The 22709-nt window shown below is 62.0% G+C and carries 35 protein-coding genes, 1 tRNA gene and 1 pseudogene; 10 read left to right on the top strand and 27 right to left on the bottom strand.

Going from position 1 to position 22709, the window contains the following annotated elements; genetic code table 11:
- The first annotated feature begins 40 nt into the window (after nucleotides 1-40).
- The 9 genes from tolQ (at nucleotide 41) to CSC70_RS04115 (ending at nucleotide 6913) form a co-directional block, all read left to right on the top strand.
- Complete coding sequence (gene tolQ, locus CSC70_RS04155) at nucleotides 41-814, top strand: protein TolQ (protein ID WP_162455406.1); 774 nt, start codon at nucleotides 41-43, stop codon at nucleotides 812-814.
- 10 nt (nucleotides 815-824) lie between these two features.
- Nucleotides 825-1250, top strand: coding sequence for an ExbD/TolR family protein (locus CSC70_RS04150; protein ID WP_162455405.1), 426 nt, complete (start codon nucleotides 825-827; stop codon nucleotides 1248-1250).
- Nucleotides 1251-1259: 9 nt separating this feature from the next.
- The gene (gene tolA, locus CSC70_RS04145; protein WP_162455404.1) at nucleotides 1260-2276 is read left to right on the top strand and encodes a cell envelope integrity protein TolA; all 1017 of its coding nucleotides are present in this window, start codon (nucleotides 1260-1262) and stop codon (nucleotides 2274-2276) included.
- Between the two features lie 82 nt (nucleotides 2277-2358).
- On the top strand, nucleotides 2359-3678 hold the full coding sequence (gene tolB / locus CSC70_RS04140) for a Tol-Pal system beta propeller repeat protein TolB (protein WP_162455403.1): 1320 nt from the start codon (nucleotides 2359-2361) through the stop codon (nucleotides 3676-3678).
- Between the two features lie 95 nt (nucleotides 3679-3773).
- Entirely contained in the window at nucleotides 3774-4292 is a 519-nt protein-coding gene (gene pal / locus CSC70_RS04135; RefSeq protein WP_162455402.1) for a peptidoglycan-associated lipoprotein Pal, read from the top strand.
- 203 nt (nucleotides 4293-4495) lie between these two features.
- The gene (gene ybgF / locus CSC70_RS04130) at nucleotides 4496-5299 is read left to right on the top strand and encodes a tol-pal system protein YbgF (protein WP_162455401.1); all 804 of its coding nucleotides are present in this window, start codon (nucleotides 4496-4498) and stop codon (nucleotides 5297-5299) included.
- A gap of 52 nt (nucleotides 5300-5351) precedes the next feature.
- On the top strand, nucleotides 5352-6035 hold the full coding sequence (gene queE / locus CSC70_RS04125) for a 7-carboxy-7-deazaguanine synthase QueE (RefSeq protein WP_162455400.1): 684 nt from the start codon (nucleotides 5352-5354) through the stop codon (nucleotides 6033-6035).
- Between the two features lie 53 nt (nucleotides 6036-6088).
- Nucleotides 6089-6754, top strand: a complete 666-nt coding sequence (queC, locus tag CSC70_RS04120; protein WP_162455399.1) for a 7-cyano-7-deazaguanine synthase QueC — start codon at nucleotides 6089-6091, stop codon at nucleotides 6752-6754.
- An 83-nt stretch (nucleotides 6755-6837) separates the two neighbouring features.
- Nucleotides 6838-6913, top strand: a tRNA-Lys gene (locus CSC70_RS04115).
- Nucleotides 6914-6919: 6 nt separating this feature from the next.
- On the opposite strand, the gene CSC70_RS04110 is transcribed toward CSC70_RS04115, so the two are convergent.
- The 22 genes from CSC70_RS04110 to CSC70_RS14595 form a co-directional block, all read right to left on the bottom strand.
- A complete protein-coding gene (locus CSC70_RS04110; RefSeq protein WP_162455398.1) occupies nucleotides 6920-8089 on the bottom strand; it encodes a site-specific integrase in 1170 nt (389 codons plus the stop codon).
- 1 nt (nucleotide 8090) lies between these two features.
- The gene (locus tag CSC70_RS04105) at nucleotides 8091-8321 is read right to left on the bottom strand and encodes a hypothetical protein (protein ID WP_162455397.1); all 231 of its coding nucleotides are present in this window, start codon (nucleotides 8319-8321) and stop codon (nucleotides 8091-8093) included.
- A 592-nt stretch (nucleotides 8322-8913) separates the two neighbouring features.
- Nucleotides 8914-9132, bottom strand: coding sequence for a hypothetical protein (locus CSC70_RS04100; protein ID WP_162455396.1), 219 nt, complete (start codon nucleotides 9130-9132; stop codon nucleotides 8914-8916).
- 74 nt (nucleotides 9133-9206) lie between these two features.
- Nucleotides 9207-9434, bottom strand: coding sequence for a hypothetical protein (locus CSC70_RS04095; RefSeq protein WP_162455395.1), 228 nt, complete (start codon nucleotides 9432-9434; stop codon nucleotides 9207-9209).
- Nucleotides 9431-9928 (bottom strand): hypothetical protein, encoded by a 498-nt coding sequence (locus CSC70_RS04090; protein WP_211369417.1) that lies wholly within the window; start codon nucleotides 9926-9928, stop codon nucleotides 9431-9433. The genes CSC70_RS04095 and CSC70_RS04090 overlap by 4 nt, the downstream gene beginning before the upstream one ends.
- Nucleotides 9929-10012: 84 nt before the next feature.
- Entirely contained in the window at nucleotides 10013-10348 is a 336-nt protein-coding gene (locus CSC70_RS04085) for a hypothetical protein (RefSeq protein ID WP_162455394.1), read from the bottom strand.
- On the bottom strand, nucleotides 10345-10842 hold the full coding sequence (locus CSC70_RS04080) for a class I SAM-dependent methyltransferase (RefSeq protein WP_162455393.1): 498 nt from the start codon (nucleotides 10840-10842) through the stop codon (nucleotides 10345-10347). Before CSC70_RS04080 ends, CSC70_RS04085 begins: the two co-directional genes overlap by 4 nt.
- A gap of 47 nt (nucleotides 10843-10889) precedes the next feature.
- Nucleotides 10890-11192: a hypothetical protein gene (locus tag CSC70_RS04075; protein ID WP_162455392.1), complete on the bottom strand. Its 303-nt coding sequence runs from the start codon at nucleotides 11190-11192 to the stop codon at nucleotides 10890-10892.
- Nucleotides 11185-12096 (bottom strand): hypothetical protein, encoded by a 912-nt coding sequence (locus CSC70_RS04070; RefSeq protein WP_162455391.1) that lies wholly within the window; start codon nucleotides 12094-12096, stop codon nucleotides 11185-11187. The genes CSC70_RS04075 and CSC70_RS04070 overlap by 8 nt, the downstream gene beginning before the upstream one ends.
- The gene (locus tag CSC70_RS04065; protein ID WP_162455390.1) at nucleotides 12096-12308 is read right to left on the bottom strand and encodes a hypothetical protein; all 213 of its coding nucleotides are present in this window, start codon (nucleotides 12306-12308) and stop codon (nucleotides 12096-12098) included. The genes CSC70_RS04070 and CSC70_RS04065 overlap by 1 nt, the downstream gene beginning before the upstream one ends.
- Before the next feature lie 15 nt (nucleotides 12309-12323).
- Entirely contained in the window at nucleotides 12324-12641 is a 318-nt protein-coding gene (locus CSC70_RS04060; RefSeq protein WP_162455389.1) for a hypothetical protein, read from the bottom strand.
- Nucleotides 12638-13030 (bottom strand): hypothetical protein, encoded by a 393-nt coding sequence (locus CSC70_RS04055; RefSeq protein WP_162455388.1) that lies wholly within the window; start codon nucleotides 13028-13030, stop codon nucleotides 12638-12640. Before CSC70_RS04055 ends, CSC70_RS04060 begins: the two co-directional genes overlap by 4 nt.
- A 52-nt stretch (nucleotides 13031-13082) precedes the next feature.
- Nucleotides 13083-14759, bottom strand: a complete 1677-nt coding sequence (locus CSC70_RS04050) for a DEAD/DEAH box helicase (RefSeq protein ID WP_162455387.1) — start codon at nucleotides 14757-14759, stop codon at nucleotides 13083-13085.
- Nucleotides 14759-15550, bottom strand: coding sequence for a GIY-YIG nuclease family protein (locus CSC70_RS04045; RefSeq protein ID WP_343038773.1), 792 nt, complete (start codon nucleotides 15548-15550; stop codon nucleotides 14759-14761). Before CSC70_RS04045 ends, CSC70_RS04050 begins: the two co-directional genes overlap by 1 nt.
- Nucleotides 15550-15789 carry a hypothetical protein gene (locus tag CSC70_RS04040; protein ID WP_162455385.1) on the bottom strand — a complete coding sequence of 80 codons (240 nt, stop codon included), beginning with the start codon at nucleotides 15787-15789 and terminating at the stop codon, nucleotides 15550-15552. Before CSC70_RS04040 ends, CSC70_RS04045 begins: the two co-directional genes overlap by 1 nt.
- Nucleotides 15790-15830: 41 nt before the next feature.
- The gene (locus CSC70_RS04035) at nucleotides 15831-16916 is read right to left on the bottom strand and encodes a PDDEXK family nuclease (protein ID WP_162455384.1); all 1086 of its coding nucleotides are present in this window, start codon (nucleotides 16914-16916) and stop codon (nucleotides 15831-15833) included.
- Nucleotides 16917-17108: 192 nt separating this feature from the next.
- Nucleotides 17109-17612, bottom strand: a complete 504-nt coding sequence (locus CSC70_RS04030; protein ID WP_162455383.1) for a DUF669 domain-containing protein — start codon at nucleotides 17610-17612, stop codon at nucleotides 17109-17111.
- A 101-nt stretch (nucleotides 17613-17713) separates the two neighbouring features.
- Complete coding sequence (locus CSC70_RS04025) at nucleotides 17714-18469, bottom strand: ATP-binding protein (protein WP_162455382.1); 756 nt, start codon at nucleotides 18467-18469, stop codon at nucleotides 17714-17716.
- An 11-nt stretch (nucleotides 18470-18480) separates the two neighbouring features.
- Nucleotides 18481-18879: a DUF7173 family protein gene (locus tag CSC70_RS04020; protein WP_162455381.1), complete on the bottom strand. Its 399-nt coding sequence runs from the start codon at nucleotides 18877-18879 to the stop codon at nucleotides 18481-18483.
- Complete coding sequence (locus tag CSC70_RS04015) at nucleotides 18876-19091, bottom strand: hypothetical protein (RefSeq protein WP_162455380.1); 216 nt, start codon at nucleotides 19089-19091, stop codon at nucleotides 18876-18878. The genes CSC70_RS04020 and CSC70_RS04015 overlap by 4 nt, the downstream gene beginning before the upstream one ends.
- Nucleotides 19088-19453: a hypothetical protein gene (locus CSC70_RS04010; RefSeq protein WP_162455379.1), complete on the bottom strand. Its 366-nt coding sequence runs from the start codon at nucleotides 19451-19453 to the stop codon at nucleotides 19088-19090. The genes CSC70_RS04015 and CSC70_RS04010 overlap by 4 nt, the downstream gene beginning before the upstream one ends.
- The gene (locus CSC70_RS14595; protein WP_211369416.1) at nucleotides 19450-19644 is read right to left on the bottom strand and encodes a hypothetical protein; all 195 of its coding nucleotides are present in this window, start codon (nucleotides 19642-19644) and stop codon (nucleotides 19450-19452) included. Before CSC70_RS14595 ends, CSC70_RS04010 begins: the two co-directional genes overlap by 4 nt.
- On the opposite strand from CSC70_RS14595, the gene CSC70_RS14590 reads away from it, so the two are divergent.
- On the top strand, nucleotides 19628-20398 hold the full coding sequence (locus tag CSC70_RS14590) for a hypothetical protein (protein ID WP_211369415.1): 771 nt from the start codon (nucleotides 19628-19630) through the stop codon (nucleotides 20396-20398). The two genes, CSC70_RS14595 and CSC70_RS14590, sit on opposite strands and share 17 nt — an antisense overlap.
- Here the strand turns inward: CSC70_RS14590 and CSC70_RS14890 are convergent.
- The 5 genes and pseudogenes from CSC70_RS14890 to CSC70_RS03990 form a co-directional block, all read right to left on the bottom strand.
- Nucleotides 20323-20517: pseudogene (locus CSC70_RS14890) on the bottom strand (DUF7666 domain-containing protein); the annotation flags it as partial. The gene CSC70_RS14590 and the pseudogene CSC70_RS14890 overlap by 76 nt on opposite strands.
- A 71-nt stretch (nucleotides 20518-20588) precedes the next feature.
- Entirely contained in the window at nucleotides 20589-20786 is a 198-nt protein-coding gene (locus CSC70_RS04000; protein WP_162455377.1) for a hypothetical protein, read from the bottom strand.
- A gap of 150 nt (nucleotides 20787-20936) precedes the next feature.
- Complete coding sequence (locus CSC70_RS03995; protein ID WP_162455376.1) at nucleotides 20937-21458, bottom strand: hypothetical protein; 522 nt, start codon at nucleotides 21456-21458, stop codon at nucleotides 20937-20939.
- 101 nt (nucleotides 21459-21559) lie between these two features.
- Nucleotides 21560-21910, bottom strand: a complete 351-nt coding sequence (locus CSC70_RS14585; protein WP_211369414.1) for a hypothetical protein — start codon at nucleotides 21908-21910, stop codon at nucleotides 21560-21562.
- 80 nt (nucleotides 21911-21990) lie between these two features.
- Nucleotides 21991-22575 carry a helix-turn-helix domain-containing protein gene (locus tag CSC70_RS03990; RefSeq protein WP_162455375.1) on the bottom strand — a complete coding sequence of 195 codons (585 nt, stop codon included), beginning with the start codon at nucleotides 22573-22575 and terminating at the stop codon, nucleotides 21991-21993.
- Nucleotides 22576-22709 lie beyond the last annotated feature (134 nt).

The following is a 22709-nucleotide window of genomic DNA, read 5'->3' as shown; positions in this document are numbered from 1 at the left end:
GAGACAACAACCGCTGCCTGCCAGCACGAGGACCCAACGGATGATCGCAACATTCCTGGCCCCGCTTGCCACCGTCACCGAGGCGCTGCCGGTGGACGTCAGCCAGGCCGCCGCGCAGGCTACCGCCCAGGTTGCGCATGGCGGCATCGACTATTTCGACCTGATGCTCAAGGCCAGCCTGCCGGTCAAGCTGATCGTGCTGCTGCTGCTGCTGGGTTCGCTGATCAGCTGGCTGATCATCTTCCGCAAGGCGCGCATCTTCGCCCGCGCCAATCGCAGTGCGGACGAGTTCGAGACCCGGTTCTGGTCGGGTACCGACCTCGGCAAGCTGTATTCGGCCGCATCGGACCGCAACCGCGAACTGCGCGGGCTGGAAGCGGTATTCGAGGCCGGTTTCCGCGAATTTGCCCGCCTGCGCGACAAGCGCGGCCTGGACGGGCGGGCGCAGCTGGAAGGCGCGCAGCGCGCGATGCGGGTGGCCTACACGCGCGAGGTCGATCATCTGGAGCGCAACCTGGAACTGCTGGCCAACATCGGTTCCACCGCGCCGTATGTCGGCCTAGTCGGCACCGTGTTCGGGATCATGGTGACCATGCACGACATGGTCAGCAGCGGTGAGCAGGCAGGCATCGCCTCGGTCGCGCCCGGCATCTCCGAGGCGCTGTTTGCCACCGCCATCGGCCTGTTCGTGGCGATCCCGGCGGTGTGGGCCTACAACCGCTTCACCACCCGGGTCGAGCGCCTGAGCGTGCGTTTCGAAAGCTTCGCCGAGGAGTTCAGCTCGATCCTGCAGCGCCAGGGTTCGGGCGAGTAGGGCGCGGACGATGGCCGGAGGCATCTTCCATCGCAAGCGGCGCAAGCTGAAGTCCGAGATCAACGTGGTCCCGTACATCGACGTGATGCTGGTGCTGCTGATCATCTTCATGGTCACTGCGCCATTGCTGACCCTCAGCGTGGACGTCAAGCTGCCCTCGTCCACCGGCAAGGCGCTGGAAAGCAAGCAGGAGCCGGTGATCGTGATCGCCTACCCGGACGGCCGGCTAGGGCTGAAGCTGCCCGGCGACGAGCAGCCGCGCGAAGTCGATGCGGCCGCGCTGGAGGCGATGCTGGCGCCGATCAAGGCCCAGCAGGGCAACGACATGCGCGTGTTGCTGGCCGGCGAGGGCAATGCCCCGTACCAGCGCATCATCGACGCCACCGATGCGCTGCGCAAAGCCAAGGTCACCAACGTCGTGTTGTGGACGCAATAGCGCGGTCGCATGCACGCCGAAACGCTCCCGCGCAACGGATACGACGACGGTGGCCTGGGCGGGCCGCTGGCGCTGGCCATCGGTGTGCACCTGCTGCTGGCGCTGCTGTTGTGGCTGGCCGCACGGATTGAGTGGGACCACGATCCGGCCGCGGCCGGCGCGCCGGTGATTGAGGCGACCATGGACACTACCGCGGCCGAGGATCGCGCGGTACGGCGGGCGCTGCGTGATGACCCGCTGCCATTGCCTGAACCGGTCGAGCCCGAGCCGGTCGAAGAGGACACCGCGCCACCACCGCAGCCGATTCCCGAACCACGCCCGCAGGATGCGCCGGTACCGCAGCAGACCCAGGCGCAGGAGCGCATCCCGGTGCCGGACCGGGTGGATCAGGACGAAGTCAGCGCCGACGCCATCGCGCAGGAAACCGCGCGCAAGGAGCAGGAGGCCAAGCGCCGGCAGGAGCAGATCGACTTGACCGAACGCCAGCGCCAGCAGGAAGCCGAGAACCGCCTGCGTTTGGCCAAGCAGCAGGAAGAAGAGCAGAAGAAGCGCGACGAAGAGGCGCGGCAGAAGAAGCTGGCCGCGATCCGTGCCGAGCGCGCCAAGCTCGACCGCGAAAAGGCGCGGGCCGAACAGAAGCTGCGGCAGATCAACGATGCGCAAGCCGCTCAAGCCAGTTCGGCCAATGCGGTGCAATACGGCTCCGAGTCCAGTGCTCCGGCCGGGCAGGCCGGCGTCGATGAAGGCTTGCGTGCGCGCTATGCAGCAGCGATCCAGGAAGCCGTGCTGCGGCAGTGGGTGCGGCCGGAATCGGTCCCGCTGGGGACGCGCTGCCGTGTGGTCATCAGGCAGTTGCCCGGCGGCGAGGTGATCAGCGCCGAAGTGCAGTCCGGTTGCGCGATGGACGCGGCCGGTCGCGATTCGGTCGAGCGCGCGGTACTGAAGGCGCAGCCCTTGCCGTATCGGGGCTACGAGTCGGTGTTCAGCCGCACCCTGACCCTCAACTTCGAAGCCCAGGACCGCTGAGTGGCGGCGCCGTTCACGGTAGCGCAAGCGTCGGCATGCACACTGTCGAATCATTCCGGAACCTGAACCAGATACTGCGCCCATGAAGACACTGACGCATCGGCTTGCCGCATTCGCCCTTCTTCTGCTCGCTCCGCTGGCGGCGATGGCCCAGCAGGGGCTGGAAATCGACATCGTCGGCGGTAATGCCTCGGCCCTGCCGATTGCCGTGGTGCCGATGCCCTACCAGGGCGCGGTGGCGATGCCCGGCACCGACGTGGCCGCGGTGGTGCGCGCCGATCTGGAGCGCTCCGGCCAGTTCCGTGCGCTGGCCGATGCCAGCATGGTCGAGCGCCCGACCCGCGGCGGCGAGATCGATTACCCGACCTGGAAGGCGTTGCGGCAGGACTACATCGTGGTCGGTCGCGTCGTCGATGCCGCCGAGGGCAGCTACCGGGTCGAATACGAGCTATTCGACGTGGCCAAGCAGGAGCGCCTGCTGGGCCTGGCGATGACCGCGCGCGCCAACGCGATGCGCGATGTCGCCCACCAGATGGCCGATGCCATCTACGAAAAGATCCTTGGCGTGCCCGGCGCGTTCTGGACCCGGATCGCTTACGTCACCCAGACCGGGCTGGGCCGTGACGCGCGCTACGCGCTGATGGTGGCCGACGCCGATGGTTTCAATCCGCAGACCATCGTGCGCTCGGCCGAGCCGCTGCTGTCGCCGGCCTGGAGCCCGGATGGCCGCCGGCTGGCCTACGTCAGCTTCGAGCGCGGCAATTCGTCGATCTACATCCAGGACCTGGGTACCGGTGCGCGCGAACTGGTGTCCAGTTTCCGTGGTATCAACAGCGCGCCGACATTCTCGCCGGACGGCCGCAAACTGGCCCTGTCGCTGTCGCGCAGCGGCAACCCGGAAATCTACGTGATGGATCTGGCCAGCAAGGCGCTGACCCAGTTGACCCGGCAGTTCGGCATCGACACCGAGCCGGTCTGGAGCGCCGACGGCGGCACGATCTATTTCACCTCCGACCGTGGTGGCAAGCCGCAGATTTACCAGGTTCCGTCGGCCGGCGGCAGCGCCAGCCGGGTGACCTTCGACGGCAGCTACAACGCCACCGCCAGCGTGTCCTACGACGGCAAGAAGATCGCCGTGGCCCAGGGCAGTGGCAATACCTACCGGATCGCGCTGATGGACAGCAGCCTGGGCTCACCGCGCTGGAGCATGCTGTCGCCGGGTGCGCTGGACGAGTCGCCCAGCTTCGCCCCCAATGCCAGCATGCTGCTGTACGCCGCCCGGGATGGTGGCCGTAGCGTGCTGTATGCGGTTTCGGCCGATGGCCGGGTCCGCCAGCGGCTGGTTCTGGCCAACGGCGATGTCCGCGAACCGGCATGGGGGCCGTACCGGAAAGCCCGCTAGTTCTCCCGGCGCATGCAGCCGTAACCGATTACGCGCTAGAATCCCCCGCAAACCCCCGTAAAACCCACCCTGTAAGCGAGACGAAGGATTCTTCCATGAACACCAGCGCACGCGTAGTCATGCTTTCCCTGCTGTCCGTCGCCGTACTGGCGGGTTGCAAGAAGGACGTCAAGCCGGAAACTCCGCCGGTCGACGACACCGTCACCGCTCCGACCACCCCGACCGCTCCGGTGACCTCGGGCGTGTATGGTCCCGAAGACCTCGATACCGATGCCTGCCTGCGCCAGCGCGTGGTCTATTTCGATTTCGATCAGGATGCGCTGAAGCCGGAGTTCCAGGCGATCATCGGCTGCCACGCCAAATACCTGCGCGATCGCCCGTCTTCGCGCATCACTCTGGAAGGCAACGCCGACGAGCGCGGCAGCCGCGAGTACAACCTGGGCCTGGGCGAGCGTCGCGGCAACGCGGTGTCGTCCGCGCTGATGGCCAATGGCGGCTCGGCCGGCCAGTTGAACACGATCAGCAATGGCGAGGAGCGTCCGGTCTGCACCGAGTCCAGCGAGGACTGCTGGGCACGCAACCGCCGCGTCGAAATCGTCTATACCGCCAAGTAAGCCGCGCCACCCGGCCGGATTCCGGCCCGGGAAACGCCGACGAATGCCCGCGCAAGCGGGCATTCGTCTGTGCGGCGGCACGATCGCGACGGGGGCGCCGTTCAGACTTTCCCGTGCCCCTCACAGTAAGGTCATGCAGGCTGAATACCGGTTTCCGACACCCGACACCCGGCACCCGTAACTGAAACACGACGACATTCTCCATGCGCATCCCGACTCGATTCTTCTTCGCCGCCGTACTGTCCTTCGCCCTGGTTCTGCCAGCTCAGGCACAGCGCCAGAGTCTGTCCGACCGGGTCACGGCGCTGGAAGCGCATGCCGCGGCCGACCAGGGCAATACCGAGCTGGTCAACCAGATCGAGCAGTTGCGCCGCGAAGTGATGCAGTTGCGCGGGATGCTGGAGCAGCTGCAGAACGAGAACGAGCAACTCAAGCAGCGTAATCGCGATCAGTACCTGGACCTGGACAGCCGTCTGAACCGGCTGGAAGGCGGCGAGACGCCAGCAACGGCACCGGTATCCGAGGGAGACCAGGCCGCGGCGAATCCGGTTCCGGCACCTGCCGACAGCCGGCCGACCGTACATGGCGATGTCGGCGCCTTGGCCCAGGCCGGCGACGAGCGCGCCGCCTACGACGTGGCTTTCGATGCGCTGAAGGCCGGCGAGTACGCCGACTCGGCCAAGCTGTTCCAGGGTTTCCTGGAGCTGTACCCGGGTGGGGTCTATGCGCCCAACGCCCTGTACTGGCTGGGCGAAAGCTATTACGTGACCGGCAACTATCAATTGGCTTCGCAACAGTTCGGTGCACTGCTGGACCGCTATCCCACCCATGACAAGGCCGCCGGCGCATTGCTGAAGCTGGGCCTGTGCGATTACGGGCTGGGCAAGACGGCCGAGGCCGAGCGCATTCTCAACGATGTCATGGCCCGCTATCCGGGCAGCGACGTCGCCCGCACCGCCGACGACCGCCTGCGTGCCATCCAGGTCGGCCGGGCCGGCCTGCGCTGATCGGACAAGGCCGCTTTCCCGCCGCGGTCCATCGCGGCATAGTGTCGCCGTCATGAATACCGTTGCTGCCGCTACCGATACCGCGCCGTCCGCGGAATCGCGACTGAAGATCACCGAAATCTTCCTGTCCCTGCAGGGAGAGGCCGATGCCGTCGGCTGGCCGACCGTATTCGTGCGCCTGACCGGCTGTCCGCTGCGCTGCCAGTATTGCGACACCGCCTACGCCTTTCACGGCGGCCAGTGGCGGGCCATCGACGACATTCTGGACGAGATCGCCGGCCACAACGTTCGCCATGTCTGCGTGACCGGCGGCGAGCCGCTGTCGCAGAAGCGTTGCCTGGGCCTGCTGCAGCGGCTGTGCGATGCCGGCTACCAGGTCTCGCTGGAAACCTCCGGGGCGATCGATATTTCCGCCGTCGATCCGCGGGTGTCGCGGGTACTGGACATCAAGACGCCGGGGTCGGCGGAAGTCGAGCGCAACCGCTGGGACAATCTGGCGTGCCTGACCGCGCGCGATCAGGTCAAGTTCGTGCTGTGCGGTCGCGCCGATTACGAGTGGGCGCGCGAGGTGATCCGCGAGCATCGCCTGCACGAGCGCTGCATGGTGTGGTTCTCGCCGAGCAAGTCGGAATTGCCGCCGCGGATGCTGGCCGACTGGATCGTCACCGACCGCCTGCCGGTGCGCTTCCAGATGCAGTTGCACAAGCTGCTGTGGGACGACGCGCCGGGCCATTGATCCGGTCCGCGGGATTCGGGCGGCATCGCTGCCGAGGCCGTACAATTCCCGCCATGAAGAATGCAGTGGTTCTGGTCTCCGGGGGCATGGATTCGGCGGTGGTGCTGGCAATCGCGCGCGAGCGCGGGTTCGCCGTGCATGCACTCAGCGTGCGCTACGGCCAGCGGCATACCTCGGAACTGGATGCCGCCGCACGGGTGGCCGGGCAGTTCGGTGCGGTGGCGCACAAGACGGTGGATGTGGACCTGCGCTCGATCGGCGGTTCTGCGCTGACCGACGATATCGAGGTGCCGGAAGCCGGCGGTGCCGGAATTCCGGTCACCTACGTGCCGGCACGCAACACGATCATGCTGTCGATCGCGCTGGGCTGGGCCGAAGTGCTGGGCGCGGCCGACATCTTCTGCGGCGTCAATGCAGTCGACTATTCCGGCTATCCCGACTGCCGCCCGGAATTCATTGCCGCCTACGAGCGGCTGGCTAATTTGGCGACCAAGGCGGGGGTGGAAGGGGCGGGTATCCGCATCCATGCGCCGCTGATCGAACTCGGCAAGGCGGACATCGTCCGCGAAGGCCTGCGCCTGGGCGTGGACTTCGGCCTGACCGTCTCCTGTTACCGTGCCGATCCGCAGGGCCTAGCCTGTGGGCACTGCGATGCCTGTCGCCTGCGCGCGGCCGGCTTCGCCGACGCCGGCGTGGCCGACCCGACCCACTACGCCTGATTTCGCCGGTGGCGGTGGTCTGGGGTAGAATGACGTGCCCGGCGCAATGCCGGGCGTTTGATTTGCAAGGCTTTCCAGCCCGTGGGCCGTTAGCTCAGTCGGTAGAGCATCGGACTTTTAATCCGCTGGTCGATGGTTCGAATCCATCACGGCCCACCATGTATTTCAGTCACTTACAGGGATCGTTACCGCTACTCCTGAAATCACTCCTGAAAACTCCGTTGTTTTCGATGGTTCCACGACCGGCGTATCGTGGTCATAGTGCTGCCGCATCCGTTCCGTCCGGTGCCCGCCCGCCGCCTTGTCGGCGCTGTCAGTGATGCCGCGATGCTTGAGCCCGTGCAAGGTAAATCGCTCATCCTCTGCAATCACGCCCTCTTTGACGGCCATAGCCATCAACCGCTGCCATGCGGTGTCCAGAGCCGACTTCCTCAGCGCATGTCCGGCCTCGGCCACAAACATCGGTCGATCCTCTGGTCGAAGAGGGTAGGGGACTCGATTCCGTTCCCAAGCGTCGCCGCGAATCCTCAACAGTTCATTCCACGCGGCCGATAACTCGGGCGTCCACGCTGTCACGTTGTCCCGGCTACCCTTCCTGCGGACTGCGCGAATCCCATCTGGTGTTCCCTGTGCTTCCGTGATGGTCACTACCTCGATCCCACGGAGGCGGCAGACCGTAGCTATCAGCATCAGGTGGGGGAGATACGCTGAGACGCTACCAGCGGAGTGAGCCTGTCTCTGGCTGCGTTCGCGGGCGAAGGACAGGACTCTGGCAAACGCATGTAGGGATGGCATCCCAGACCTGGCTCGCTCTTTTGCCTGTTCAACGCCCTTCGCAGGATTAGATGGTAGCCCTTCGTGGCGCACGGCATGGCTCAGTACCCTGCGCAAGTAGCGGAGCAGGTGATTTGCCTTAGTCGGCGTGCCCGCATCTTCCAGTTTATCTACGACCCTTTGGATTGACGTTGGCGACAGACGCGTGGCAAGCACGGCAGAAAGCGGTATCCCCATCGGGGTCATGTAGCTACGAATGATATTTGCCTGCCGTTCGTAATCGCTCTGAGTCCGTGGTGACAGCTTCCCGAACTTCGCGCTCGCGTGGAATCGCTCAATGAAATATCCGACCGTATCCCGCGCGGAGCCGCCTTTTCGCTGCTCCACAATGTCGTGGAGGTCAGACAGTTTGGCAGCGGGTCCGGCTACCTTCATCGCGCGCTCGCCGTCTCTCACATACCAGCGGCCGTTTCCAGAGGAATCCCAATAGATGCCCTTCGGGATTTTGGTCTGATCGATATGCGTGGGAATGGTTTGATTGTGCTTGCGCGGGCGAGGCATGTCAGGCTAAATCCTCGGGACGGTAGGCCTCCAGTTTGCCACCAATCCCGAGCGCGGAGTTGATGGCCTCTGGTGTCGTCCAGACGCCGCCGTTGCCGTCGTAGTGGTACGGGATGCGCTGCCGGATCAGCCATCGCTCAACGGTTGCAAGGGTTGGGTTCCCTTCCGGCTTGCACATGGATTTCAGGTCGGCGTAGGTGTAAATTCCGGGCAGTCGCTCAGCCGCGCCCATCTCCGCCTCCGGTGTGGCTAAGGTAACTGCGCAATGCGTCTTGCGAGAATTTTCCAGTGGTGACCCACTGCTTAACGCCTTTGCCCGATTGTTGAACCATCACCCACTCACCTGATCTGGTATTAAGAACCCGGATAGCGCCGTCTATCACGACTTCGCAAAGCAACTGCTTTGTCTTGAATCCGTGCGGAGTTAGCTCAGCCATCTTCGCCTCCGTACAGCTTGAGTCTGTAGGCGCGGACGAGTGCAGCGGATGCCACAAGCGATACCGCCAATGAAATAGGCCAAACCACAGCTAATCCTATCCCTGCGATTGGCCTGCACTTAACTCCAGCAACGTGGCCGGCGATCATGTCAGTAGCATAGAACCACGCAGCTAGCACAAAATACGCTTCAATCACCCCGCGCCCTCCTATCAATCTCCGCCTGCAAGCAGTCGGCGCAGAATCCCGATCCGCGCGCCGGGTGTCCACATCGACCTGTTCCCCAAGTGTGGATGCCGGTGGCTTGCTGGAATGCAAGCTCGTACCTGAGCGTCGCCATGTCCCATCCCGTGCGGTCCTGTAGCTCCTTGCGGGCGGCGGCGTAGGTCTTAGCCATCGTTGCCTCCAATCATGGGGACAGATCGCCCCGGTTTGGCGATCAGGAGGAAGTGGAACGACGCCTCTTTATCGCCCCAGTCGATCCCGTCCATCATCACGGCATAGTTTCCACACCCGGAATCCTTGGCTGCGGATACCAGCAGTTTCCTCGTGTTTTCGATAACGCCGCCAACGGTCTTGGCTTCGATGGCATCGCCTTCCCACGTCATCCGAAAAGTCATTCGCTCTGACTCAAGCGGGACAATTTCCGTCGAAAGTTCTACTCCACAATTCGGGCATTCCATCACTCCCTCCCATCCTCAGCGATCAGTCGGTCAGCGACATTTTCAGCCTGTCCTGGCGTACACCTGTCGTCTATTGCGACCACAACGTATCCGGCTGACGATCGAAGCTGCCGGTATTTAATCAATACCCGCCACCGCTCAGCATTCTTCCTCAGCAGCTCAATCTCGGCCTGCATTTCTTTGAGCTTGCACTCGTGGTTTCGGCAGTTTGGTTCACTGGCGCTCATGCTGCCGCCTCCAAGGGATGATCGCCCCATTGCTGCGCCATCGCCGCCGCAATCCCTGAGTACGTCTCGCTGCGCTTGTCGGCTCGGTCGTCGGACGGCGGCATGCGGTGGATGCGGCTTTCTCGCCCCTCGACAACGTTTGTAGGCATCAGCGGCGGCAGCCCGCGCAACCACAAGCAGGTAGCCTTGGTCTCACCGTGGCCATACATCCACGGCTGGATGATCTGATCTGGCTTGCGCCACAGTGTTGACAGGATCGACACGGGCTGCTCGATAGCGACGCGAGGAATATGTGCCGACCTGCGAACAATCGCCATGATGAAACTCATGCCGGCGTACAGGCGTCCGTCCATCCGCTTTTCGGCGAAGTGCCTGGCCCCGCTGACCGCAGTGTGCGTGCATGGTGGATGAAAGATGGCGAGGTCGAATGGGTAGTCAATCACGTTGAAAATATCCCCCATGTAATGCGCCCCCCCCACTTCGGGCAGGCTCAATGTCGCAGGACAGGACTTCATGCCCGAGCGCTTCAAACGCCTGGGCGACAACCCTGGATCGCTCGCAGCCGACCAACACCCGCATCACCCCACCCCCGGCTCTGGCGCTGCATTTCCGACAACCCTGAGCGATGGTCGGCCTGCTACTCGTTCGCCGGGTTCCAGCGCCGTGCAATCGCCGCATGTCCACACGCCGTCTTCCCAATGTGCGCCGCTGTTGTCGCCATCGAGCCTTGGCTTGTCGCATCCCTCACAACGCTCGATCACATACCGCTGCTCGCCGGATTCGTCGCAGTACACGCTCACCGCCTTCGCGCCGCGAACAACCTTTTCGGCGGCTCGGATCGCGGAAAGTGCGTCATCGGCCATGACCGTCACGGATTTGGTCAGCGTCACTCGGTATTCCATTTGTTCGCTCATCGGTCTGTCTCGGTGGTGCTAGTCGCGGATTGGTTTAGGGATTGGGGGCGCATAAAAACTAACCAGTGGGTCAGACCTTTGCGGCCTGTTGGGTGACCGAACAGTGGCGCGACTGGAGTCAGCGCCAGCACTTCGGTCACCTTGACTTGGGTTTCATTCCACTTGAAAACCAGCACACCGTCGGTGGCCAACACGCGGAAGCATTCGGCGAAGCCACGGCGCAGGTCATCGCGCCAGTCCTCTCCTAGCTTTCCGTACTTCGCCGCCAGCCAGCTTTTCGGACCCGCGCGAACTAAGTGCGGTGGATCAAATGCAACGAGGTTGAACGTACTATCGGCATAGGGCAGCGCCCGGAAGTCCAGCGGCACGTCCGGTTCTACGCGCAGCACGCGCTGGCCACTGGCGTTTCCATGCGAACGGTCGGTGACAGTTATCGTCTCGCTGCGCTTGTCGCCGAACACTACGTCCGGGTGCGCGCGGTGGAACCACATCATGCGGGTACCGCAGCACGGGTCCAGCACTCTCTTGTCTGTCGCTTCTGTCACTTCATTCCATCCACACCGCGCGGCTCTGGCGCGGCGTTGGTCTCACCTGCCACCATCGCGGCGGAAATAACGCGGAGCCACGCTGTAAGCGTGATCCCGTGGAAGCTCTTGTCTATCGCTCCGCGTTGCGCTTGTTCTTCCTCGCCGCGCTTCCATCGTGCCAGCGCATACTCGATTACCATGTCGCGCTCTGCGTTAGCCTCGTATCCGCACCGACGCAACTCCTGCATCCCGGCTGTGATATCGATCCTGTCTGAGTTATATCCGGGCACGAGGGGCATTCCATTGATGTCACGCATTGGACTCTCCCAGCTCTGGCGCGGCGGCGAGCATGGCCCTGTCGATTTCTTGGTCAAGATCAGCTGGCACCCCGCCGCAGTTAGGTTCAAGAGACCCGTCAAACCACAACTCATGCAGGCTGTCATTCGCAAAACGGAAGTGTTCGCGAAGCCAGCCGTACCGCTCCGCATTGAGCATCGCGTCATCCGGCCCGCCCTGCTCACCCATCACCACAGTCCGCGCCTGTGCGGTGGCGTTGTCGGCTTCACGTAGCAGGCGGGCTTGTTCGCGCATCGACTCAACCGCGAAACCGTGCGGATTTTCCAGCATGCTCGCGCTCAGCTCCCGGTCGTAAGCAGGCTCCGGTGCCGGCGCGGGCTGCGGGGCGGCATGGAACCTTTCGGTGGCGGAGCCAGCCCACGCCGCGTATCGCTTTGCTTCGGCGATGCGCCAGTCAGGGAGTTGTTCATGCGCGCCCATCCCAAGGGCGAAGCGGAGTGGCTGTCCTATCGGGCTGCTTCCGCCTTGGTGGTGGTAGAGAACCCACGCAATAGCTGCGCGCGCCGTGTCAGTGAAGTCCGGCGACATTTCGTCCGGCTCTGGCGCGGACTGAGGGGCGGCGTAGAGATTAAGGTACTGGATTGACCCCTTCACTCCATTAGCGGGCGCAGCCCCAAAACAAAACACCGTTTCGTTTAGATTCCACGCGCGCTCTGAGCTAGTGTCAGATGTGACACGATAAACGTAACCGAACGGCATATACTCCACCGCCTCCCCGCCGGCAGGTAGGGGTGCAGAAAGAGCCTCAATCGCGACATCAATAGCAATCCCCAGCTGCATCGGGTCTGTCTGCGGGCCGTCTCCACCACGCCGCCATTCGTTGTGCGCTCGAAGAATGTCCGCCGCTTCGGGGATGGTGGTCATTACATTTCTCCTGCGATGAACTCAACGAAGGCATCTTCGTTTTCCTCGTCGATCACGTATTGCATAATCACTTTCATGGTAACGCCGCCGTCGCAGTAGACTCCGTGCGTCCTGACGTTAATTAGCAGATCGTCTACTTCTGCTGCGTTTTTTAGGGTCGCTAGTCGGAATGAGTCTGCGCTGTTGATCGAGCGTATATACACGTCAATCATTCTTCGTTCCTCCGCTCATGCGTACTTCTCGATAAGTTCATCGGCGCGTTTAGAGATTGAGCTTGCTTGCCGGTCAATCGCGCGGAAGTCCGGAAGCGCCCACACGGGCAACTCGACGTTGTTAGCAATCCAGTTAAGCAGAGCCGCCGCGTTGCGGACATCCATCACAAGCTCGGAAACTTCTCCCGCTTCCTCAAGGCCAGCCGCGATATCGTCGTCCGCCTCCTCATACCCGTATTCCGGCTCCACGTAATCCGGGCTGTTCGGATGATTTGGGTCGCCCGGAAGATCGCCGGGACCTTTCGTGCGGTAGTCGTTCGGTTGGGCGCTCATGCCGCACCCCCTCGCGCGCGGCGGAGGGCGGCGCGGAGGCCGGTGCGAAAGACGGCTTCTGAGGCGGCATCCCAGCCGCGCAGGAATACGGCGCGCTCGGCCTCGGGCAATCCAGACACGTCGGGGCGGCCCAACACATAATCTTCGCGGTTGGTGTCCTGCGCCTTGCCAGCCGCCTCGATCAGCTCTTTCATGGCGTCGCGAGCTTTGCGAATACCCTCATCGACACGCCGTTTCTCGGCATCGCTGGCGCAGACGGCCCCGCATCGCACTTGCTCAGCGGCGTTGTCCAGCAACTCCAGCGCGTTCACGGGCTTGTTGTCGCCACTAGGCCCAACCGGCGGATCAATGCGGGGCAGGGCGTCGGGGATTTCGTGTTCGGTGGTCATGGGCTGGTCTCCGTTGTGTTGGGAGTAAGTGTCTATCCAAAAGATAGACTTGTCAAGCAGAGGAAAGACCGCTCATCGCCTCGGCCAGCCAAGCCGGCGTCTTGCGGGCTTCCAGCGTAGTCGCCTGCTGTTCCGCGACGGCCTCGGCATCCCATTCGCACCCAAGCACCTGCGGATACTTGTCAGTCTCGTCAACTGTGATCCTGGCGGGAGTAGGGAGGCCGTAGGCCCGCCCAAGAGCTTCCTCGACAGTACGCGGCGGCACGCCGGCCGGGTCGCGTCGAATCCACCATTCCAGTGCCTTGCGGCCGGCGAATCCTCCATGCTCGACGCAGATCCATTCATGCACCCGGCGAAGCCCGCACTGGTAGGTCGCGCGCATGCTGTCCAGCTTCCCGCCCTTGCCAACGTGCCGCTCGTACTTCACCGACGACACGGGCAGCGATACCACAACCCGCTCACGCTCGCTGGATAGCACGGGCGCATTGACCGGCCGGTCTAAATGGTCGGGGGCGCTGTGCGTGAACTGGTGGCCGCATTCCGGGCAGGTTCGTGTCCCGAATGGCAGCAGAGTTTCGCATCCGGGACACTGCTTGGCCTTACCGGCCTGAACCTCGGCGGCCTTCCCTGGCCGTGGCGTGCGGACGCGGATTTGATCTACTGGCCCGTGCTCCAGCACGTTCCCGGCGTAGTCCAGCACCAGGCAATTCGCCTTGCCGGGGGCCATACGGAATCCCCGCCCGACTTGCTGGTAGTACATGCCTGGTGACTTTGTAGGGCGCAACATGACAACGCAATCAATATGCGGCGCGTCGAATCCCTCAGACAGCACATTGACGTTGACCATCGCACGCAATTGGCCGTCCTGAAACTGGTCAAGCAGTGCGGTGCGCTCACCCTTCGGCGTTCCGCCGTGGACGAGTCCGGTGGCAACGCCGCGCCGGGTCAGCGCATCGCGTACAGCCTCGGCATGGGCGACGTTGACGCAAAACACGATGATGGCGCGGCGTTCGGCTGCGCGCCGCACAAGGTCGTCCGCCGTACGCTCCACGAGCCGGATCATGGCGTCGGCCAATTCGTCCTCGATGTACTCACCTCCTTTCAGGTGGACGGCACTAAGGTCGGGGTTGTCGCCCGCAATGCTGATAAGTGGAGACAGGTAGCCATCGGCGATTAGGTCGGGGATACGGGCTTCATAGGCGATTTCGGTCGCGATGTAGTCGGGACCACATATCGGGACGGCTTGACCCTGCAACCGGTACGGGGTCGCCGTCAGGATCACGACGCGAAGATTGGGCGACCACCGCCGGCAGCCCTCGATGAATCTGCGATAGCGCCCCTCGCCCTTGAGTGGAATGCGGTGCCCCTCGTCAATCAGCAACAGGTCGAATTTTCCGAGTGCGTCTGCCCGGTGCGCAACGCTCTGAATTTGCATGAACATGATCGGGTCGAATCGGTCGCGGCGGTTCAGGCTGGCCGAGTAAATTCCGGCAGGTAGGTCGGGGGCGACTTTGCGAAATTTGTCAAAATTCTGGCCGACCAATTCCTGGGTGTGCGCGATCACCCCGACACGCCCACCCCAATTCTGGTAGGCATCGCGTGCAATGGCCGCCATGAGTGGACTCTTCCCCGCGCCAGTCGGTAAGACGATGGCGGGGTTGCCGGTGCGGTTGCGCAGGTAGTCCCAGCAGGTGGAGAGGGCGGCAGACTGGTAGGGGCGGAGTTGCATTAGGCTGCCAGATCAATGACGCTATGCGCCCTGTTGAAGATCGGGAGTTCGGTGCGGATCGCGTGAACCTCGGCGGCGGCGGCCTCCTCTCTTGAATCAAAGTGCTGGATCGTGACGTTTGCAATCAGCGGGAACCACGCCGAATCGTTCCTATGTTGCGCCAGACGATTTACGAAGTTGCACGCGATCCCGACGTACAGCAGACGGCCATCCTTGTCCCAGTGCCGGTAGAGTTGGGCGGGGGATCGCTTAACGGATTGCGCAGCATTTAATACTTTTTTTGCTTCGCGCCGGACGGCAAGCTCGTCGCGTTTTGCGCGTTCCTCTAGGAACTTTTGGTATCGAGCAATGCGGGCGCGGATTTGGCCGTAGGTGTGCGTATGCTTTTTCCCTACGATATTTCTTATCGTTACGCGATCTTCGTAATCCTCGCTGTGATTCCTTGTCCTGGTTATGTCCCTATAACCATCGAAGTAAGTCCCCTCTGTTACACGTATGTGCCTAGTTGCAATGACGCTCCCACGCCCGAAAATCCCTGAATCTCCCACGTACTTGTCAATTGCCCGATTCCACGCCCCAACCGTGCAGTGCCCGTCGTGGTGCCGGCGAAAGTACCTCTGCAAACACTGACCCATTCTTTCTTTCCAACTGAACACAAGGTAATTTGGAACGTTGTAGAGTGCGCTGTTGGCTTCCGACCTGTTGGAAATTAAATCTTCAATGTAAGATCGGTCGTATACTCGCCGATAGCTGCTTATTGCGTTGTACAGACCGCGCCTACGCGCCGCCATCACGCCACCCTCCCAAGCCCACCAATCCGAAGCTCATATTCGCATCGCAAATCAGCCTCGATCTGACGCCACAACTCCATTCGCCCGATGGTCTTGTTGTACACGCCGATCACATCGGACGGCACCGAGTCGTCGTATTCCCCGACCGTAACCCTTAGCGCGGGGTCAACGCATACCGCCATCGGCACGGCACGCGGCCGTGAAATGAACTCGGCGCACTTGTTCGCAATGCTGGACACTGGCGTTTTCCCGATTACTCCCATGTATCCGTGGTGTGCCATTAGGCTGCATCCTTCCATTCTGAACCTTCGACAATCCTTGCGTTCGTGTCTCGCCTGATAGACATGAATTGCTCGTTGCGCAACAACTCCGGCGACGCAGCGAACAACTCCTTGCTGGTGAAACTCGTCACGCCCCACGGTCCGTTGCGAAAAACAAGGCCATCCGTGGCCCGATACTCAACCCAGCCATCTTCCTGACTGGCGTCAACGGCCTCGCCCCAATTGTGGAGTAGGGCAGGAATGTATAGATGCGACCGACACTGCTCTCCGGACGCTCTCTGGATATCGACGCTCAGGTCGCAATTGAACTTCGCGCACGACCATCGACCATCACCGTCCGGCTCTGGCGTCGCGTGTAGGCAGGTGCGGCACGACACCTGCGGAAGCGCGGATGCGTGACATACCTGGGAGGCGGGGCAAAACTTGCACTTGAAAAATGCTGGGTCATCGGAGAGGCGGGGCAACGGCTCGGGCGCGTACACGATCCGCTCGGCCTTCGTCAGCACCCTATCGGCGAAGTCGGAGTCGTAGTGAATGCGCTCGGCATGCAGTTCGTCGGTGTCCTTGTTGACGGCAAGGTATAGCGTCCGCGTCAATTCCGACAGCTTCATGCAAAGCTGCACCTGTGCGTAATGCTCGGGCTTCGACTTTGCTACGCCATCCTTCACAAGCGCCGCAAAGCTCTTTGCGTTGTGGGTCTTGTACTCCCCCAAGTGCCAAGTCTTTGACGCCTCCGGAACGCCGAGAATCACGGAGTCCAAGCCGCACCCGACATGCCCGCCGACCGCCTTGAACCGGAACTGATCCCCGGTGCTAGGATCAATGTCCTTGACCGTGCACCCGATGGCCCGCAACTCCTCGATGAACACGGGTTCCTCGCGGTGGCCGCGATTGAAAAGCCGCTTCATCCGTCCGTCAAACTGTTCCCCGCCTGTCGCCCAGCGGAAGCCATACCAAAGTTGCCGATCGCACTCGCGGCCGATGGCGCTGGCCCCAAGATAGGCGCGCGGCGGCTCCATCTTTCCCTGCCACCATGTATAGATGGCCTCGACAGTCTGTGAGCGTGGCGGCGGTAGGGCGGCCATGAGTGTCCTCGGTGTTGGGTGGGGTGGCCGGTGCTGATCTCCGGCTCAGGAATCGTTCTGGTTTCCCATGCGGCTTATTCCTGCGCCGCTACAGCGCATCAGCCTGCGCATTCACCCCATTGAAAGTTGGCCGGTTGTTGCGTCAGGACGCCGGCCCGCCCTCGGAGATACACGCGCAACTCGTGGGCTGGATCAGGCCGACTTAGCGACCCACGGCGGGGTGGACGACGCGGAAGTGGCAGGCTGCGGGGAATCCTGAGTCGGGGCCATGCCATCATTGGCAGGCTTCCACTCATTCAGAAAGTTGCGGTCCTTCTGGTAGGTGTTACCAGACTTGGATGATGTTCCGGCTGCGACAAACGACAGCCGGACCCAATGCGGTTTGTAGTGGAAATCCTGGGTGTCGTTGGGAGCGCCTTTGATGCCGCAAGCGGCGGTGATGGCATTGATTTCGCCTTGCCCCTTTCCAATTCGGCTTGTATCGGGTCCGCTACGGGCAATGGAGTGCCAAAACTTCCGTCCCTTGTGGTCGCCATCCATGACTTCGTAGGTGAATTGGTATTCCTCGCCGTCCTTGTTGTAATTGTCTCGGAGTTCCGATTCGATGATCTGCGCGAAATACCACCCAGCGGGCAATGCCCCGCCCCCGGTTGGGATTTCTGCGCTCGGGTCATAAAAGCCGGTCAAGTTAGCCATTACTGTTTACCTCTATGTGGTTGCTTCGTTGAAAGTGGTGGGGCGAGGGTGTCGAATCCGTCTGCACCGTCATTGGCAGCGCCGGTGCCGCCCCGTGGTCGTTACGCCGCCTGCTGCTGCGGCTGCATTGCTTGCATCAGTGCGCCCCACTCAAGCGGGATCACACCGGGCAGGGAGTAGCGGTTCTTAGCGACGCACGCCGGAGTTTCGGCCACGCGCAGTAGTCGGCGTCCGGTTGCCACGCCACGGGCTCGGGTCTGGAATCCCATGTTTTCCTTCTTGATGGCTGTTTCGTGGTGCGCCCATCCGATGATGTCGGCCCACTCACGCACCAGTGCATTTGCTCCCTTGTGTAGCTTGATCTGATAGCGGTCAAACGGCTCCGAATCTGGGGCTTCGAATCGCTTGATTTCGCTGTGCGCGATCAGGATCACGGCCATGCCTCGCTTCTCGCGCAGGTAGTTCAGCCCATCGAGAAGTTTTGCCCACAACGGAAGCGCCTCGACATATCCCTTTCCATACGGAATGGCCTCGATGCTGTCCTTACCGTGCGCCTTCGCAACCTCGGCCCACACCAGCGGTTCCAGCCAATCCAGCGAATCCACGACGACCGTGCCGAACTCGTGTTCGCCCTGCGCAAGCGAGGCAATGGCGTCGATGGCATCCTGGTATCCGGTCAGTCGTGGGAAGGCGTCAACCTCCAAGCCAGACAAGCCATCCTCGAACGGCAGGAAAATCGACTTGTACGCACTGGCGGCGAACGTGGACTTTCCGACTCCGCCATCGCCGTGGATCACCACGCGCGGCGGGAGGCTGTTGCGCGAAGTGCGCGAGATTGAAGTGAGTGAAATTGCCATGATTTTCTCCGTTAAGCGGCATTCGCCGCAGTTTCAATGCGCTCCACCTTCACGCTCGGCTTACTCGGCTTGGCAGTTATCGCCTGCGCAATCAGCGCGTAGGTGTCCGGTTCGCTCGATTGCCAGTAGCGCAGTTCCTTCGTGTCGATGCCATGCTTAACCGGGAACACGCGCCTCGCCCCTTCCGGTAACCGCTCCCACAAAGCATTGAGTGCGGCCTGGTCAACCGTTCGATTCATACCGTAGGTGACCGTGACCTTGTAGTTGCTCCCGGTCGTCGTTGCGCTTCCTTCATTGCGGCTGACACAATCCGCGAGTAGCGCTTCATGCGCCTCATTCAATCGCGTCTGCGCAATGTTCAGTTCTTGCTTGCGCTGCTCGTACAGCGCGGCCTTTTCGTCGAAGTTCATAGTTCCTCCCCGGTTGCTTGTCGTTCGCGGCCGTCCATCATTTCGGACAGTTCGTATTCGTGCCGCTTGCGCCACCCCCAATCGAAGCCATTGCCAAGCTCTACCGGCGATAGCGCCCGGTACGCCTGAATGCGCTCCCGGTTTGTCGGCACCTGCGGCACCATTCGGCGCGGCGGGCAGTGGACGATTGACAGGTGGGCGAGGGCGGTCATCCCCTCACCGCCGAGTGCGTGAACACGCCGAAGTCGTACACGGTCTGCGCGTGCGCCCACATGTAGGGGGCTAGCGCGACGGCCAGTGCAATCGCCACGCCCCACAGAAACATCACCACGGCTGGATACAGGTCAGGCCAGTACCGCAGCCGAAACCATGCGCGAGTGATCCGCAGGCTGACCGGGACCCGGCGGCGAGGCATCGGCTTGATGTCCTTGTCGTCCGCGATCCGCATCCGGCCGTAGTCCGTGTGGATCATGTGGACGCCATCGGCCAGATTGCGCAGGATCGTCGCCGCCTCGCCGTGGGCAAGAACCCGGTTTCCCGGTGCATAGGGGTCTTTGCGGGATAGAAGGGTCATTCGGACACCGCCACCGGCTTGCCATCCTTGAGCGTGTACCAGGTATCCGGCTTGATCCCGTTGTCGCCGACCCGGCTGGCGAACACGGCCAGGAACTCGCCGCTGTCATCTCGCTCTGCCAGATAGATCGCGCTACCCATTGGCGCGCGGGCCTTGCCTGCATAGCCAACCGCAATGGCGGACGCGGCCATACTCTCTCCATATTTGTTCGGAGTGATCTGGCTCGATGAATGTGAGCCTGTAGACAAGCTGGCCGACTGGTCCCCTGTGGCGCTACTGGCCGACCGGTACCCCGTGGCGCTACTGGCCGACTGGTCCCCCGTGGCGCTACTGGCCGACTGGTCCCCCGTGGCGCTACTGGCCGACTGGCCCCCCGTGGCGCTACTGGCCGACTGGTACCCCGTGGCGCTACTGGCCGACTGGTCCCCTGTGGCGCTACTGGCCGACTGGTACCCCGTGGCGCTACTGGCCGACTGGTCCCCTGTGGCGCTACTGGCCGACCGGTACCCCGTGGCGCTACTGGCCGACTGGCCCCCCGTGGCGCTACTGGCCGACCGGTACCCCGTGGCGCTACTGGCCGACCGGCCCCCCGTGGCGCTACTGGCCGACCGGTACCCCGTGGCGCTACTGGCCGACTGGTCCCCCGTGGCGCTACTGGCCGACCGGTACCCCGTGGCGCTACTGGCCGACTGGTCCCCTGTGGCGCTACTGGCCGACTGGTACCCCGTGGCGCTACTGGCCGACTGGTCCCCTGTGGAATGCTTGGCCCTTACGGGGTTGCACCGAGATGTGGTGTATTCGATGGCGGCCTTGATGATGCCGGGGATACCAACCTCGGCCCCGATCTTGATCTTCCTGCTGGCGACTTTGCTGTCTGACTCATGCCGCGAAATGTCGCCAGACTGCTCGACTTCGGCGTACCGACTCAGGATACCGGGCGGGTAGTAGCCGAAAACATCGAGAGGGTATTCGCAGGCGTGGAAGCCCGAGCGGCAGGCTAAAACCACTCCTACATGCTCGTAGGTCTCGTCAACTGCGTACTGGAAAGGCTCTGAGCCGCCCATGCAGGTGAAGTCCTTTGTGAAGCCCTTGTAGGAGGTGATGGTCTCTTCCGGGGCCTGCGTCTTCTTGCTGGTCATGCCGCACCCCCGCGCCCGCCATTCATCACCAGCCCCCAAGCGATATGCCGGTAGGTGCTGGCGACGGTCTCGCCGGTCTCACCCTTGCGCTGTGCGGCCAGTACGTCGCGTACCGCTGCCTTGTCCGTGACCCCGATCCGGCGGCCTTGCTTGACCGCTGACTGGAACGGCATGATCTGGACTACCTGTGCCATTTGTCTGTCTCCCGTGCCCGGTGTGTGCGGGCTTGGGAGTAAGTGTCTATCCAAAAGATAGACTTGTCAATAGGCCAGTGGAAAAAAGTTTCAGGCAAAGAAAAAGCCCGCCGGAGCGGGCTTTAGATACGGCTATTCGGAGTCGTTGGATTACTGTGGGTACACGTCATCTGCGGTTATCCCGCATAAAGCATCTATCTGCCCCCGGTCTCTTGCTCTCGTGGAGTCCTTAATCCGACCCTTGAACTGGTCGCACGTCGTCCATACGTCCCTCTTCCCAATGGTGTACTCAAGCCGCTCCCAGAAAAGCTGGTATGGAGCGCCCTGCGTTATCAGCGCGCCAGGTGTGGACCCGACAACAGGCGCGACCCCTGATCCACCAACAACTGGCGCGGCAGTTGTCGTAGATGACTCTCGCGTTATCGTCGTAGTTACCCGCGTGACCCCATTTGACTCACTCGTCTCCACAGTCCAATGATCTTTCCCGCCAGTGATGGCGATCACAGCGAACACCGTCCAGTTTCTGCTGGCAATCAGCCTTCCGTCTGGATACTGGAACGAAAAATCATGGTCGGCGAGCCGCAATACCTTCTCGGCCGCGTCTTGAACTTCTCTGGCGGTTACCCCTTCGTACTGACGAACGTGGATATCCTCCCAGTCACTTCTGCTCATGGGCGGAGGCGTAGATGCGCAGGCGGCTACAGCCGTCATTACCCCGATCAAAGCAATCCTCTTCACTACTCCCCCTGTTTCAATTTTGGATGCGCGCCAAGCTATCCGCACTCGCGGTCACCCTTAAATACATCGGTCGTCTTGCAATTGACAACCCATCGGCGCAGGCCGGTATTCAAATTCTGCTGCCAAGTGACGACCTTTGAGTTCACCTGCGCGTCGGTCATTGGCAACCTACTTGCGGCTTGGCCTACCCAAAAATGGACGTTGCATATTGCTCTCCCGGCGCAGGATTCTGCGACCGCAATCCTGTAAACGTCCTCGTTGTCCTTTTGGGACTTATCTACGGACACAAACACCATAGCGCCTTGTCTCCCAGCGACTTTGTACCCGTCAGCGGCAAGCGCCGACGCCGCTACCAAAGAAAGGAGCGCGATCAGTGCCATCTTCATATCAGTCCCCTAATTGGTCTAAGTTCCGAAACTGGCGTTGCTCCCGCCCGCCGGATTCGTCAATCACAATCCTGATCCCGTCAGGTTCGACCACGCCCAGCCGCCTTGCTCTTGGCCTTGCCTTGGATAGGGCCTTTTTTGCTTCTTCCAGCAACGTACTCAAGTGGTCCGAGTGATCCGCTCTCAATGCCTTCCCCCAAGTTCTCGGCGACCTTCCTGTCGAAATCGTCCAGCGCTTTATCGCCCCTCACCGTACCTCTGACCGGCAACTTGCCTGCGAAGGTTCGCATGGCTAACGCATATGCATACATCACGACCGGAGCCAATACGCCCATCTGCCCCTCTATGCGTATCAACCGATCTCGGGCAACCTTGTCCACCGATGTAAGCGCGATTCCAAGAATCGCCGGGTCGGGTATCACCGACTGCGACGCCGCCTCATCGACATCCAGCCAGCCGGCCGGCTTCATCGCCTTGGCCTCTACCTCGCGCGCTGTTGCGTGGCTGATCTGTTTTGCGTGCGGCTTGGCTGGGTCCGCCAGCCAGAAGCCAACATAAGCCCTTGATTTGCCGATTGACTCGGCGAACGCGGCCTGATTTCCATCAAACAACTCATCAATCAGTTGCCGGAGTCGGGCGCGCCGGATGTCAGTGATTGGACGCATACCCAAATGGTAGGCGTGCCCTCGATAGGTGTGGTCTACCTCTTGGGGACACATGGGCCTTGCAAGGACGTCTACCTTACGGATAGACTTATCCGTCATGGACCTGGAAACTTTCGTGTCAGACACCAGTCGGC

The sequence above is a fragment of the Pseudoxanthomonas kalamensis DSM 18571 genome, assembly GCF_010211745.1.
In the GTDB taxonomy this organism is placed as follows: Bacteria; Pseudomonadota; Gammaproteobacteria; order Xanthomonadales; family Xanthomonadaceae; genus Pseudoxanthomonas_A; species Pseudoxanthomonas_A kalamensis.
The sequence above is the reverse complement of the archived record's forward strand: the minus strand, read 5'-3'. Positions and strand labels throughout refer to the sequence as shown.

Coding starts and splice junctions, on each gene's coding strand:
- CSC70_RS04035 (WP_162455384.1), bottom strand. CDS start 16,916: ATGGCCGCCCTACCGCCGCCACGCTCACAGACTGTCGAGGCCATCTAT.
- CSC70_RS03995 (WP_162455376.1), bottom strand. CDS start 21,458: ATGAGCAGAAGTGACTGGGAGGATATCCACGTTCGTCAGTACGAAGGG.
- CSC70_RS04010 (WP_162455379.1), bottom strand. CDS start 19,453: ATGACCCTTCTATCCCGCAAAGACCCCTATGCACCGGGAAACCGGGTT.
- CSC70_RS03990 (WP_162455375.1), bottom strand. CDS start 22,575: ATGCGTCCAATCACTGACATCCGGCGCGCCCGACTCCGGCAACTGATT.
- CSC70_RS04020 (WP_162455381.1), bottom strand. CDS start 18,879: ATGAACTTCGACGAAAAGGCCGCGCTGTACGAGCAGCGCAAGCAAGAA.
- tolA (WP_162455404.1), top strand. CDS start 1,260: ATGCACGCCGAAACGCTCCCGCGCAACGGATACGACGACGGTGGCCTG.
- CSC70_RS04055 (WP_162455388.1), bottom strand. CDS start 13,030: ATGACCACCGAACACGAAATCCCCGACGCCCTGCCCCGCATTGATCCG.
- ybgF (WP_162455401.1), top strand. CDS start 4,496: ATGCGCATCCCGACTCGATTCTTCTTCGCCGCCGTACTGTCCTTCGCC.
- queC (WP_162455399.1), top strand. CDS start 6,089: ATGAAGAATGCAGTGGTTCTGGTCTCCGGGGGCATGGATTCGGCGGTG.
- CSC70_RS04070 (WP_162455391.1), bottom strand. CDS start 12,096: ATGACCACCATCCCCGAAGCGGCGGACATTCTTCGAGCGCACAACGAA.
- CSC70_RS04065 (WP_162455390.1), bottom strand. CDS start 12,308: ATGATTGACGTGTATATACGCTCGATCAACAGCGCAGACTCATTCCGA.
- CSC70_RS04000 (WP_162455377.1), bottom strand. CDS start 20,786: ATGGCACAGGTAGTCCAGATCATGCCGTTCCAGTCAGCGGTCAAGCAA.
- CSC70_RS14585 (WP_211369414.1), bottom strand. CDS start 21,910: ATGAAGATGGCACTGATCGCGCTCCTTTCTTTGGTAGCGGCGTCGGCG.
- CSC70_RS14590 (WP_211369415.1), top strand. CDS start 19,628: ATGGCGGACGCGGCCATACTCTCTCCATATTTGTTCGGAGTGATCTGG.
- CSC70_RS04150 (WP_162455405.1), top strand. CDS start 825: ATGGCCGGAGGCATCTTCCATCGCAAGCGGCGCAAGCTGAAGTCCGAG.
- tolB (WP_162455403.1), top strand. CDS start 2,359: ATGAAGACACTGACGCATCGGCTTGCCGCATTCGCCCTTCTTCTGCTC.
- CSC70_RS04080 (WP_162455393.1), bottom strand. CDS start 10,842: ATGATGTGGTTCCACCGCGCGCACCCGGACGTAGTGTTCGGCGACAAG.
- CSC70_RS04100 (WP_162455396.1), bottom strand. CDS start 9,132: ATGACGTGGGAAGGCGATGCCATCGAAGCCAAGACCGTTGGCGGCGTT.
- CSC70_RS04105 (WP_162455397.1), bottom strand. CDS start 8,321: ATGGGCGCGGCTGAGCGACTGCCCGGAATTTACACCTACGCCGACCTG.
- CSC70_RS04030 (WP_162455383.1), bottom strand. CDS start 17,612: ATGGCTAACTTGACCGGCTTTTATGACCCGAGCGCAGAAATCCCAACC.
- CSC70_RS04075 (WP_162455392.1), bottom strand. CDS start 11,192: ATGCGTGACATCAATGGAATGCCCCTCGTGCCCGGATATAACTCAGAC.
- CSC70_RS04045 (WP_343038773.1), bottom strand. CDS start 15,550: ATGGCGGCGCGTAGGCGCGGTCTGTACAACGCAATAAGCAGCTATCGG.
- tolQ (WP_162455406.1), top strand. CDS start 41: ATGATCGCAACATTCCTGGCCCCGCTTGCCACCGTCACCGAGGCGCTG.
- queE (WP_162455400.1), top strand. CDS start 5,352: ATGAATACCGTTGCTGCCGCTACCGATACCGCGCCGTCCGCGGAATCG.
- CSC70_RS14595 (WP_211369416.1), bottom strand. CDS start 19,644: ATGGCCGCGTCCGCCATTGCGGTTGGCTATGCAGGCAAGGCCCGCGCG.
- CSC70_RS04095 (WP_162455395.1), bottom strand. CDS start 9,434: ATGAGCGCCAGTGAACCAAACTGCCGAAACCACGAGTGCAAGCTCAAA.
- CSC70_RS04060 (WP_162455389.1), bottom strand. CDS start 12,641: ATGAGCGCCCAACCGAACGACTACCGCACGAAAGGTCCCGGCGATCTT.
- CSC70_RS04025 (WP_162455382.1), bottom strand. CDS start 18,469: ATGGCAATTTCACTCACTTCAATCTCGCGCACTTCGCGCAACAGCCTC.
- CSC70_RS04050 (WP_162455387.1), bottom strand. CDS start 14,759: ATGCAACTCCGCCCCTACCAGTCTGCCGCCCTCTCCACCTGCTGGGAC.
- CSC70_RS04110 (WP_162455398.1), bottom strand. CDS start 8,089: ATGCCTCGCCCGCGCAAGCACAATCAAACCATTCCCACGCATATCGAT.
- CSC70_RS04015 (WP_162455380.1), bottom strand. CDS start 19,091: ATGACCGCCCTCGCCCACCTGTCAATCGTCCACTGCCCGCCGCGCCGA.
- CSC70_RS04085 (WP_162455394.1), bottom strand. CDS start 10,348: ATGAGCGAACAAATGGAATACCGAGTGACGCTGACCAAATCCGTGACG.
- pal (WP_162455402.1), top strand. CDS start 3,774: ATGAACACCAGCGCACGCGTAGTCATGCTTTCCCTGCTGTCCGTCGCC.